9 protein-coding genes are annotated in these 12582 nt (G+C 43.9%); 1 reads left to right on the top strand and 8 read right to left on the bottom strand.

Annotated features, from left to right (window positions below; genetic code table 11):
• Positions 1-103: 103 nt before the first annotated feature.
• The gene (locus tag QNH43_RS26470) at positions 104-1549 is read left to right on the top strand and encodes an aminotransferase-like domain-containing protein (RefSeq protein WP_283916316.1); all 1446 of its coding nucleotides are present in this window, start codon (positions 104-106) and stop codon (positions 1547-1549) included.
• Between the two features lie 128 nt (positions 1550-1677).
• Here the strand turns inward: QNH43_RS26470 and QNH43_RS26475 are convergent, their stop codons facing one another.
• From QNH43_RS26475 to QNH43_RS26510, 8 genes are all read right to left on the bottom strand, one after another.
• Complete coding sequence (locus QNH43_RS26475) at positions 1678-2094, bottom strand: hypothetical protein (protein ID WP_283916317.1); 417 nt, start codon at positions 2092-2094, stop codon at positions 1678-1680.
• Positions 2095-2369: 275 nt separating this feature from the next.
• Positions 2370-2531: a hypothetical protein gene (locus QNH43_RS26480; protein WP_283916318.1), complete on the bottom strand. Its 162-nt coding sequence runs from the start codon at positions 2529-2531 to the stop codon at positions 2370-2372.
• 321 nt (positions 2532-2852) lie between these two features.
• Entirely contained in the window at positions 2853-6590 is a 3738-nt protein-coding gene (locus QNH43_RS26485) for a S8 family serine peptidase (protein ID WP_283916319.1), read from the bottom strand.
• Positions 6591-6797: 207 nt separating this feature from the next.
• A complete protein-coding gene (locus QNH43_RS26490) occupies positions 6798-7700 on the bottom strand; it encodes an ABC transporter permease (RefSeq protein ID WP_283899671.1) in 903 nt (300 codons plus the stop codon).
• Positions 7701-7712: 12 nt separating this feature from the next.
• Positions 7713-8717 (bottom strand): ABC transporter permease, encoded by a 1005-nt coding sequence (locus QNH43_RS26495; protein ID WP_283916320.1) that lies wholly within the window; start codon positions 8715-8717, stop codon positions 7713-7715.
• A 115-nt stretch (positions 8718-8832) separates the two neighbouring features.
• Positions 8833-10449, bottom strand: coding sequence for an ABC transporter substrate-binding protein (locus QNH43_RS26500; protein ID WP_283916321.1), 1617 nt, complete (start codon positions 10447-10449; stop codon positions 8833-8835).
• Positions 10450-10491: 42 nt separating this feature from the next.
• The gene (locus QNH43_RS26505; protein WP_192207231.1) at positions 10492-11460 is read right to left on the bottom strand and encodes an ABC transporter ATP-binding protein; all 969 of its coding nucleotides are present in this window, start codon (positions 11458-11460) and stop codon (positions 10492-10494) included.
• Complete coding sequence (locus QNH43_RS26510) at positions 11441-12445, bottom strand: ABC transporter ATP-binding protein (RefSeq protein WP_185150822.1); 1005 nt, start codon at positions 12443-12445, stop codon at positions 11441-11443. The genes QNH43_RS26505 and QNH43_RS26510 overlap by 20 nt, the downstream gene beginning before the upstream one ends.
• Positions 12446-12582: the final 137 nt, after the last annotated feature.

Raw genomic sequence — 12582 nt, forward strand, 5'->3', positions numbered from 1 at the left:
TATTCAGTATAATGAAAACAACAAAGGAATTGACCATCCAATTGGTTGGTTTTCAAACCAACCAATTTATAATGAATATAGAACATGAAAGGAGTGGTTTCGCATGTTTATCGAATGGAGACCAAACCGGGCTTCCGACCAATCACTTCACCAACAAATAGTAGATTGGGTCAAACAACAAATTACACGAGGGGAATGGCCGGTTGGTACTAAGCTTCCATCACAACGCTCATTGGCCGAATCATTTGGTGTAAACCGAAGTACCCTCATCACGGCCATAGATGAGTTGATTGCAGACGGATTATTGGAAACTAAGATGGGGTCCGGCACATTCGTTTCAAATAATACTTGGAATGTGCTCGTCTCCAGCAAACAGCCTGACTGGAAAAACTATGTCCGGAACGGCCTTCATGAACCTAATTTAAAAACGATTCAGGACATTAATCAATATGAAACGGACACCGCCATCATCAGATTGGGCACGGGCGAACTATCTCCGGCTCTATTGCCTACAAAACAAATCGAAAAGACGTTGCGATCCACTTCTTTTGATGCCCACTCATTAGGTTATTCCGAGCCCAAGGGTGATAAGAGACTTCGCCAATGTATAAGTGTTTATTTAGAAACAAAAGGGATCGACGCAAGTCCCAGCTCCCTCATGGTCGTTTCTGGCGGGCTTCAGGCACTCCAGTTGATTTCAGTTGGTTTACTTCAAAAGGGATCGTTGATATTACATGAATCCCCTTCCTATTTAAATTCCGTTCACCCATTTCAATCTGCTGGGATGCAATTGGTAGGTTTATCAATACAAGGCAGGGAAAGTATTCCGACACAAATAAAGCGCATCAATGGAAGGAAGAAAGCGTCACTGTTTTATACAGTTCCAACGTTCAACAATCCAACAAATACTACATGGACAAAAGAAGAAAGACTAAACCTCCTATCACTTTGCAAAAAAGAACAGATCCCGATTATTGAAGATGACGTATATAGTGATTTGTGGTTTGAAAGGGAACCACCGCCGCCTTTAAAATCCCTTGATGCAGATGGCCTTGTATTGCACATTGGCAGCATGTCCAAAACATTGAGCCCCGGATTGCGTATCGGATGGATTGCTGGCCCGATAACTGTGATTGAACGTTTAGCGGACATTAAAATGCAAATGGATTACGGTTCCAGTGCACTTTCCCAACACCTTGTGGCAGAGTGGTTAGCAAATGGTCAGTATTCAAGGCATTTAGAGTGGCTAAGGCATGAGTTGATAGATCGCAGGGATTTTACATTAACCCTTCTCGATCAATACTTTAAGGGACTGGCTGAATGGCAAATACCTAAAGGCGGTTTTTATATATGGTTAAAATTGTGTAAACCCATCGTGAATCCAAACCTTTTCAAGCAAGCGATAAAGGAGAACATACTTCTTAATCCGGGATACATATACGAACCAAATAACCATACACATATACGGCTTTCCTATTCATACGCCTCGGAGGATCAATTGGCTTATGGCATCCAAACCCTTTCGAAGATCATTCGGCGGATGGTTTGACGCTTTGAAGGATAGGAGACGCTCATCATGTCGAGGAGCTGCCGTGGCAGCTCCATTCCTATTAAGTAAAGTATCTTATTCGTACGTTCCTCATACCCTACAATGTCCTGCAGCTCCAGAAGAAGATATCAAGGGCTAGCAGCTTTCATTTTTACGTTCCGCCCTTTTTGCTGGATGATGAAAAAAGAATGGTGATAGCCATGATTGATCATGATATGGTCAAGGATTGCAATAAGCGCCTCACCCTTATTAGGCTGAAATGTCCCTGAACTTTCCTCAATGATGATTTTTTCTTGGTGGGGATCATAATTAATGGTTGTTTTAGCACCTCTTTCAAAGAAAGAAAGGGTTACCTCCTTACATAGAGGAAAGTCCTGATAAGGGGAATCGGAGCGGGGAGCCTTTTCAAAGGGAGAATGGACGTGCTGAAGTGCATCAAAGAAACTCGGTTTTGTAAGATATGACCTGTCGCTTCCTTTCCTTTCGAATTTCACTGTAATTCCAAGACTCCTTACTTTTTTACTGGATTTCTTCTTATATTTCATAGATACCCTCCTTTTTATAGATTCTTTATACCTAATTCTTTTATCCCATTCCAAATACCTGCCGGAAAATGAAATTACTTCCTCACTAATAGATTTACATATTTGCACGGTGAAAACACAGCAAACCGCTTCCTAAACAGCATGAAAGAATTCAGTCATCAAATCCATACTCGGGAAATCTTATTACACAAAGACAGCCCTCTTGGAAAAGAGGGCTCAAACTGTAGACAAATATGAAGAAAGCGAGTTTGCCTGCAATTTTTTATTTAAAAAGTTCAGTTGATTTCAGAAATCCGCTCCCTTTCCGCCGACTGTCTGCCAAGCCTCCTCGGCGCAAGCGCCTGTGGTGTCTCGGCTAGCCAGTAATTCGGCAGGAGTGTCGCAAATTCCTTCAATTTAATGAGGGTTTCATTCCATATTAAAAGGTATAAATTCATGAAGGATAACCAATTCTTCTTTTATTTATCATTGTTCGGGGTAGTCCATTCCGAACCCCATTTTGTATGAAGAAAAGTGAGTTTCCCTATAGTCTTCAGTTGATTGGAACGGAAGGTACGAGACTCCTGCTTAGAAAAGCGTGTCCAAGGGAGAACCCCGCAGGCGCAAAGAGCGCCGAGGAGGCTCCCGGACCGCCCGCGGAAAGCGAGTGCCCTACGTTCCAATCAACGCTCGAATTGTACAAACCCTCAAAAAAACAGTAGGTAAAATCAATTATTTGTACAAACTGCAGCCCTCTTGGATAAGAGGGCTGTTTTTCATTATTTTTTAGCTTTATTGATGTTAAAGGATTTCTTCGATTCATTTCCTGCAAGATCGGTCACCTTAAATTCAATCTTGTTGTTGCCTGTTTTAAGCGGCAGCTCCAAATCCTCTATCTTCTTCTTATAGGCACGCATTTTGTATGGTTCCTTGAATTCATGATAGAATACTTCGCTTCCGTTCAGGTAAAGGCGGATTTCATCGAAATTATCCTCTACCGTCACGTCCACTTTTGGATTCTTTCCTTTTGCTCCCACAGTTTCCGGTACACCTTTAACTTTTAACCCTGGCTTTGTTGCATCGACCATAATCGTCCGTTTAAAGGAAACCGTGTTATCCCATTTATCGGTTGCTTTAACCGTGAAGCTTTGGACACCATCTACAAAATTCTTTTCATATGAGAATTGATATTTATTATTCGTCTTGTTATACGTTACAGGTACCGTTTTATTGTCGATTTTAAATTCCGTTATTCCCGACGCTTCTTCAATTTCTCCAGTTATTTTGATTTTATTTTTATTGTTCACGCTCAAGGCTTCAGGACTCTTGATCTTTACAGCTGGTGCATGATTATCGATCGGAGCCGAATCACTTGCCAATTCGGTTTCAGCCGTTTTTTCATTACCTGCATAGTCAATTGCCACAACCTGAACCTTTTCCCCTTTTACATCAGGTAGGGTGAATTGTTTCGCATTCGCCGGGAGCGGTTCTTCCATGATGGATGCTCCATCTACTTGTACATCGTAATAAGCAAGCCCTGAACCATTCAGATTATCCTTACCTTGGATGGTCAATACATTGCCTTTTTTCGAAATCTTGACTGTCGGCTTTACCGTATCGATTTTGATAGGCATTTTAAACGTCTGCCATTTCGCACCCTCGTAATCTATCATCGCTTTGATTTCAAAATAATAGACCCCATCCTTAGCGAGTGCATTATTGATTTTACCATCCCATTTACGGGCCGGATCCAGGGTGTATGCAGTCCCTTGTCCGCCATCATAATAGTCCTTACGTACATTTTTCTCTGTGCGAAGTTTCCGGACAGACTTGTTCTCACCATTCAATATATTGTATTCTACTTTTTTCGCATTCCGTAAGAATGATAGGACCGGCACGAAGTCATCCTGTGCACCATCACCATTTGGGGAAATCGCAATATTTTTACCATTGAATGTTTTTCCCGCAGGGTTATAGCCGAGATAAGTGAAATCTTCACCTGCTGTCGATACTCCTCCTGCCATGCCATAGAAAGACTCTTTGTCATATTTAGTGCCATCCAGGATCGGGGCTTTGTCCCACTCCCCTTTAAACCCTACAAACGGTACATTCAGTTCCGGATTCGTATCGGCTGGATCCTTCAATGAAATGAACCCTTCAACAAAATATCCGTTTGGAAAGACCTTGTCAATGTCTACAAGAGTCTGAAGGTCATCGCCAAGTACCTTTGCATCGGATATGTCCACTTTCACTTCGAATGTAACCGATTTTTTTGCAGGAACGGTAATCTTATTTGTATTTTTATTATTGATTTTAATCGAAGCGTTCTTAATTTCCTGTGCTTCCAGCTCATCAGCGGAATAACCCAGTTGTCCCTGGATTGCATAGTCCGTCTGGATGTTTCCTTTTACATCATACTTGACCGCTTTGTTGCTGAAGTTTTCAACCTTTAAAGTGAAGGCGAACTTATTGCCGATCTCCTTCATTGCAACCTTCGCTTCTTTCGTGAATGCCTCGGTCACGACAGCAGGTGTGGACAATGCGGATTGCAGCTGCATGACTCCGGCTCCCTGCCTGCGAGGCGAGTAAGGGTTTTCCCAGTCAAGGGCCTTATTGACGACACCCTGATCCGTTAATGGTTTTGAAGTATTCATCATCAGATTCTTAGCTAACTTAGCCCGGGCAGATCCTTCTAACTTAAATTCTTTATCCACTCTCTCAAGAACAAGCGCCGAGCCTCCGGAAACATGTGGTGCCGCCATCGAAGTACCGCTCATCATTCCATATTCATCGTTGTTCAGCGTCGAATAAATTTGTCCGCCCGGAGCAGTGATTTCTGGTTTGAAATCCAAGTTCGGTGCGACTCCCCATGAACTGAATGAGCTCATTTTCCCTGCTTCTGGATTTACAGCTTTTGTTTTATCACCATTAAAGGTAACCTTCACCTTTTCTCCATCCGTTAAGGCCGCTTTCAGCTTTGCACCATCCGATTTCAACATGAACAGCTGAGGAATGGTGATGCTTGGATCTGTGGCCATGGAAATATATCCGTCAGCATTATTGTAAATGATGACTCCTGTCGCTCCTGCTGCCTGGGCATTTTGCGCCTTTTCTATAAAAGAAAGCGTGCCGCGTTCGATGAGGGCGAACTTGCCTTTAACATCCACTTTGGAAAGCTCTTCCGGCGTCCCAAGACCTGCAGCCACCAAGTCATGTGTTTTATCCTTCAAAGCATTGGGATGGACGCTTGAAGCCGACATGAATGGAGCTTTACCTGCTTGTCCGTTTATATCATAAGTCGCTGCATCCAAATCCATATAGTTATTCTCTACCGATGCCACTTGTACCGAATCGTAAGCAAGTCCAGGTGAACCTGAAACGCCAATATCGGGATTCGAGGCAGATGGGTTTGCAAATCCATTTCCAAAGTGCGCCGAGTTTCCTGCTGAAATCGACATGAGGATCCCATTATCAACAGCCCGGGAGACCGCCTGCTGCTCCGGATCTTCTGCCGATACAAAACCTGCAGTGGAGCCAAGGCTCATATTCAGCACATCCGCCCCAAGGATGATGGCATCGTCAATCGCCTTAATGTATATATCGCCCCATGTTGTCTGCATGTCGGGATCATTCCCGAAGACCTTCAAAGCAAGCAGCTGGGCTTCTGGAGCAACCCCTTTAATGCCGCCGTTCTCTTCATCTCCATTGGCACCAGCCGTACCTGCTACATGCATTCCATGCATGGAAGCCCCTTCACCAAGGTCAAGGATTTCTTCATTTTCATCCATGTAATTGTATCCATAAGGTACCTTCGCCGTATAATAATTGCCTAATAGATGGCTAGATTCCTTCATCCCGCTTATTTCACTTTCAGTCAGTTCAGCCTTATTCTCGTCGTTCAGGACCATATCACGGTGAGATGGGTCGATTCCGGTATCAATAATCCCGACGACCATCCCTTCCCCTTTATATCCATATTCCCGCCAAGCTTCCTGGGCTTGGACAAGTTCTTTACTATAAAGCATCTCGGGTTTTTCTACAGGACGTTCATATTCATTCGCAATATGTACTTCAGCAACTTCAGGCATGGCTTCCACCTTTTTGATTTCACCATACTGAATTTCACCACTGAACCCATTGACGACTGTCGTAAAACTTTCAAGTTCCTTGAAAGCTATTTTTTTCTCTTTCACCTTTTTTTTCAATTTCTTCTGATTAGCCAGCTTTTCGGACTTTAATTGTTGTTTCTTATTTTTCGATAACTGTTTAAAAAGTTTCCCTTCTTTCGAAGCTGTTTCTATTGCCGGGGCTTCCTTCATCTCTACGATGACCCTGACCTTCTCATTGCTTTTGTATTTCTTCCCCAAATCATTTTTCTTCAGCTTTATAATACTTTCCTGATTCTTCTTACCTGCATCGCCCGAGCCTGACGGGGGATTTGGGAGCTTGGCTGCGGAAACGCTTGCAGTAAATACTAATAGAAAGATTGCTAGAATGGACAAGCTGCGTTTAATCAATGAACTTTCCTCCTCTAAAATAATCAATTTTTGGAATATTCTTACTGAGTATAAAAGTATCACAACTTTTGGGGTGATTTTAAGGGGTAATAGTCACTATTTTCCTATTTCGAACTAGGATTATGTTATTATTTTTCATATTTTAATAGATTTACAAGATAAATGACAAAAAGATGGTGATGTTAAACTAACATCACCCTTTTACTTCTAGTTTTTCATTCTTGGATCCAATGCATCGCGCAGCCCATCCCCCATTAGATTAAAGCCGAGTACCGTAAGCATGATCGCAAGGCCGGGGAAAAGAACCGTCCATGGTGCCTGAATGATGAACGCCCTGGAATCAGCAAGCATTTTTCCCCACTCAGGTGCTGGCGGCTGTGCACCGAGACCGAGAAAGCCCAGTGCTGCACACTCAATTATGGCAGTTGCAATCGCCAATGTACCTTGAACGATAATCGGTGCAAGACTATTCGGAAGGACGTGATGAAGGAGAATGCGGCCATCCCCCATTCCAATTGCCTTCGCAGCCGTTACGTATTCCTCTTCTTTCACCGTTAAGACCCGCGAACGTAAAAGCCGGCCGAATATCGGGACATTGACGATGGCAATGGCAATAAGTGCGTTGCGGAGGGAAGGTCCCAAAACGGCTACGACAGCAATGGCAAGCAAGATACTTGGAAAGGCCAGAATGATGTCAAAGACCCTCGATATGATCGTATCTATCCACCTGCCGTAGTAACCGGCAATGATTCCCAAAAAAGACCCAACCACGACAGATCCCGCAACAGATAAGAAGCCGACCCCTATTGATATGCGCGAGCCATAAATGACCCTGCTCAAAATATCACGTCCAAATTCATCCGTTCCGAACCAATGCTCCGCAGACGGGGCCAAATGTTTATCACTTAGCTTTTGCCCCTCAAATGAATAAGGTGCAATAACGGGCGCGAAGATGGCGATTAAGATAAAAAATGCAACAATCCCCAGACCCACAAGGGCTACCTTATTTTTCCTAAAACTTTTCCATCCTTCCTTCCAGGGAGAAATGACTTTTTCCTCTGCCTCTTTTGGAGGAAGGATTGGCGAAGTATTCGTTGCTATTTCAGGCATGAGTTCCCCTCCCTATTTATACTTAATCCTAGGATCGATGGCTGCATACAACAAGTCCACAACTAGATTAATCATGACAAACAAAAAGGCGATGACAAGAATTCCGGACTGTATCACCGGATAATCCCGAGATAGTATTGCATCATAAATATATGTACCGATACCTGGCCATCCAAAAATGTTTTCCGTTAATATGGCGCCGCCTAAAAGTAATCCTGTCTGCAGGCCGATAACCGTCACCACTGGAATCAGGGCATTCTTAAGGGAGTGCTTGTAAACAACCCAAAACATTCTCATTCCTTTAGCACGAGCCGTACGAATGAAATCCGATCTCATGACTTCCAGCATGGACGACCGTGTCATCCTTGCAATAATGGCCATCGGAATGGTCGCAAGCGCAATCCCCGGCAAAATGAGATGTTTGATCACCTCGAAAAACTGATCGACCCTGCCAGCTATGAGTGTATCTATCAAATACAGGCCGGTCATGGCTTCAACGGGATCCCTGATATTATCCCGCCCTGTCGTCGGAAGTAAATCCCATTGAATTGAAACGATGTATTGCTCCATTAATCCCAGCCAGAAAATAGGCATGGACAAACCAATCAACGCAATCACCATGGCGACATAATCAAACCATGAGTTTTGAAACCAAGCTGATATTATCCCTGCATTCACGCCTATGACCACGGCGATGATCATGGCGATCAAGGCCAGTTCTATCGTGGCCATTAGGTACGGCCCAATTTCTTCAGAAACCGGACTATTCGTTTTTAAAGAAACACCCAGGTCTCCCTTTAACAGGCCTGATAAATAATCCCAAAACTGTATGAACCAAGGTTTATCCAGACCAAGTTCCTTTGTCATTGCAGCGACTGCCTCTTCCGTTGCTTGCTGCCCTAAAATCACCTGTGCCGGATTTCCAGGAATCGCCCGAATCATCATGAATACAATAAATGCCATTCCGAGTAACACTGGAATGAGAGATCCTAAACGTCGTACGGTATAGGAAAACAAAACAATCACCCGCCTTTTAAATAAGGGTCCTTCGAAGCGCCCTTGATCATTTTGAAATACATTCCATAACAAAACCGGGAAGCATGCAAGACTCCATACTACCCGGTTCGTACGGTTAATTTTCTAGTGAAACATTAACAAGGGATTGTGAACCGGTTGGATGTGGAACAAACCCTTTGACCGTCTTAGATCCGGCTAACTGCGGTAAAGAATGTACAAGCGGAACCCATGGAGCATCATCATGGATGATTTCCTGTGCTTTTCCATACAGCTCATTGCGCTTGGCTTCATCTGCCGTGGACTGAGCTTCGATCAGCAGTTTGTGGACCTCATCGTTTGCGTAACGGGCATAGTTGTTGGAGCCGATATTATCTTTATCCAATAATGTATAAAGGAAGTTATCCGCATCTCCATTATCTCCTGTCCAGCCCATCATGAAGGATTGGGCTTCACCAGCCTGCACTTTCTCTAAATATGCAGCCCATTCGTACGAAACGATATTCGCTTCGATGCCTACTTGTTTTAGGCTTGCTTGAATGGCTTCAGCCACTTTTTGACCATCTGGCATATATGGGCGCGGTACCGGCATTGCCCATAGATCCATTTTAAATCCGTCTTCAAGTCCAGCTTTTTTCAGCAGTTCTTTCGCTTTTTCTACATCATAATCATAGTCTTCGACTTTGTCATTGTAGCCAGAAACGGATGGCGGCATAGGATTCTTGGCAGGCTCTGCTGTGCCTTCATAAAAATTATCAATGATTTCCTTTTTATTGATCAAATGCGAGATGGCTTGACGCACTTCTTTCTTGTCGAATGGCGCTTTCTCAACATTGAAAGCAAAGTACCCGACGTTCATGGATGCACGTTCGAATATTTGCAGGTTTTCATCTCCTGTAACCTTACTGATATCACTTGGGTTCAACCCGTCCATCAGGTCGATTTCACCCTTGATTGCAGCATTTAAACGCGCAGAGTTATCTTTAATGACCTTAAACGTGATTCCATCAAGTTTCGGCAGTCCTTCTTGCCAATAGTCATCGTTTTTCACCACTTCAATCGTATCGCCAGGTTTCCATGATTTGAATTTGAAAGGACCTGTACCAGATGGATTTTTAGTGAAGTCATCACCCTCTTTTTCAATTCCAGCCGGACTGGCTATTGCAAATGTAGGCATGGCAAGGTTTTTCAGGAACGGCGCCTGCGGACGGTTCAAAGTGAATTCCACCGTGCTGGCATCGATCGCTTTTACTTCTTTGATCACATGGCCTTCATCACCTTCAAATCCTCCGAACATGGAGGCATAGTACGCAAATTTACCCTCATCCTTACTCTGTGCCCAACGTTGAAAGTTTTTAACGACTGCATCTGCATTGAAATCAGTACCATCATGGAACTTGATTCCGGTTTTCAATTTGAATGTGTATGTTTTTGCGTCATCGGACACTTCCCATGATTCTGCAAGACCCGGATTGATTTCCGTGTCATCTTCCCCATATTTCACAAGCGTTTCAAAAATCTGCTGTGTGACGATGAATGATTCCCCATCGGTTACGATAGCCGGGTCAAGACCGACAGCGTCTCCGCCTTTACCGTATATCAATACGCCGCCCTTCGCTTCACTCGATCCCCCTTTACCATCATCTTTCTCTTTTGATGTAGACGAGGAGCATCCCGCAAGCGCTAGCGAAAGAGCCAGGATACCAGCCAGCAATAATGCCAATGTTTTCTTCATATTCTTCCCCCTTATTATTTGCGAATTTATGTATACGTCGTGTCAATTGTATAAATGACAAGCAACGTAGTGACCAGGTTTATGTTCATTCAGGATTGGCTTTTCCGTACTGCATACTGCCATCGCCTTCGGACATCTCGTATGGAATGGACAGCCGCCGGGCGGGTTTGATGGGCTTGGAACATCTCCCTGCAGGATTACCCTATCCCCCTTGTATCCCACATCCGGGATGGGCACGGCTGATAGTAAAGCCTGCGTATATGGATGAAGCGGATCTTCATATAGTCCTTCACTTTCCGTCAATTCAACTATATGTCCAAGATACATGACACCGACACGGTCGGAGATATGCCTCACCACTCCAAGATCATGGGCAATGAACAAGTAGGTCAAATCAAAATCTTCCTGCAAATCCTGCAACAGATTCAAGACCTGTGCCTGGATCGACACATCCAGTGCAGATACCGGCTCATCGGCAATGATCAGTTTGGGGTTGACTGCAAGTGCCCTCGCGATGCCAATACGCTGCCGCTGGCCCCCACTGAATTGATGCGGATACCTTTTAGCATGGTAACTGCTTAAGCCAACAACCTTAAGAAGTTCCTGCACACGGGCCTTTCGCGCCTTTTTATCTTTAACCCCGTGAACGATGAGCGGTTCTTCCAATATTTTTTCAATGGTATGCCTGGGATTGAGGGAAGCGAATGGGTCCTGGAAGACCATCTGCATTTCACGGCGCATCTTTCTCATTTCACTGGAAGATAAAGCTGTCAGGTCCTTTCCTTCGAAATAAACATTACCCTCACTCGGCTCAAGCAATCGAAGCAATAATCTTCCCGTAGTAGACTTTCCGCAACCGCTTTCACCGACAAGTCCTAAGGTTTCCCCTTTATAAATGGAAAAAGACAAACCATCAACTGCCTTGACCTCTCCGATGGTCTTTCCGAGAACCCCTCCTTTGATTGGAAAATGCTTCTTTAGGTTTTCTACCTTAACCAATGTTTGATTCATGCAAGGCAGCTCCTTTCCCATCTTCATACAGCCAGCAGCGAACATGCTGACCCTCATCGAATTTCAATAGAGACGGGGTCTCATTTATACATTGCTCCATGGCATGGGAGCATCGGGGGGCAAACTGGCACCCAAGGTTGCTTGTCCCTGGTTTTGGCACATTACCCGGTATCGAGTAAAGGCGATCTTTCTTTATTCGCATATCGGGAATCGACTGAAGTAAACCGACCGTATAAGGATGCTTCGGATTTTGGAAAATCGTTTGCACATTTCCTTCCTCGATCACCTTGCCGGCATACATCACAATGACACGTTCACACATTTGCGCCACTACCCCAAGATCATGGGTAATCATCATGATTGCCGTGTCTGTTTCTTTATTTAAATTCTTCATTAGCTCTAGGATTTGTGCCTGGATCGTCACATCCAAAGCCGTTGTCGGTTCATCGGCTATAAGGAGTTTCGGCTCGCAAATCATGGCCATTGCTATCATGACCCTTTGTCTCATTCCACCTGAAAGCTGATGCGGATATTCTTTGAGCAATTCCTCGGCACGGCCAAGCCCAACCAGCTTCAACATTTCCACCGCTCGATGCCGGGCCTGTTTTTTGTTCCATTTTTTATGTATCCGAAGCGTCTCGACCAATTGCTCGCCAATAGTGAACACAGGATTCAGGCTTGTCATCGGTTCCTGAAATATCATCGCTATATCATTTCCGCGAATTTTTCTCATTTTCGCTTCAGAGGCATTTGCGATGTTCTCTCCTTTAAAAAGGATTTCCCCCTCCACCTTACCAGCCGGCGAAGGAACCAGACCCATGATGGACAGAGAAGTTACGCTTTTTCCGCATCCCGATTCTCCAACAATTCCTAAAACCTCACCAGGATTGACATGGAAATCGATTGAATTCACGACAGGAATCACCCCATCGTCAGTACGAAAACTGGTTCGCAGACCATTCACCTTAATAATTGGTTCGTCCATCAAATCACTTCCTATATATAACTTTTTTTCCAATTATATTATTGGGTTTATTATTGCATCAAAATTAAAATATTACAATATATTTTCTAAAAATTCTAATTTAACAGAATTATTTTTTTATTTTTCCTATTTGCACA

Origin of the sequence: Peribacillus simplex, from assembly GCF_030123325.1 — a bacterium.
Taxonomy (GTDB): Bacteria; Bacillota; Bacilli; order Bacillales; family DSM-1321; genus Peribacillus; species Peribacillus simplex_D.

Excerpts from the sequence above, each read along its gene's own strand:
- QNH43_RS26470 (WP_283916316.1), top strand. The coding sequence starts at position 104 with ATGTTTATCGAATGGAGACCAAACCGGGCTTCCGACCAATCACTTCAC.
- QNH43_RS26475 (WP_283916317.1), bottom strand. The coding sequence starts at position 2,094 with ATGAAATATAAGAAGAAATCCAGTAAAAAAGTAAGGAGTCTTGGAATT.
- QNH43_RS26480 (WP_283916318.1), bottom strand. The coding sequence starts at position 2,531 with ATGAATTTATACCTTTTAATATGGAATGAAACCCTCATTAAATTGAAG.
- QNH43_RS26490 (WP_283899671.1), bottom strand. The coding sequence starts at position 7,700 with ATGCCTGAAATAGCAACGAATACTTCGCCAATCCTTCCTCCAAAAGAG.
- QNH43_RS26505 (WP_192207231.1), bottom strand. The coding sequence starts at position 11,460 with ATGAATCAAACATTGGTTAAGGTAGAAAACCTAAAGAAGCATTTTCCA.
- QNH43_RS26500 (WP_283916321.1), bottom strand. The coding sequence starts at position 10,449 with ATGAAGAAAACATTGGCATTATTGCTGGCTGGTATCCTGGCTCTTTCG.
- QNH43_RS26510 (WP_185150822.1), bottom strand. The coding sequence starts at position 12,445 with ATGGACGAACCAATTATTAAGGTGAATGGTCTGCGAACCAGTTTTCGT.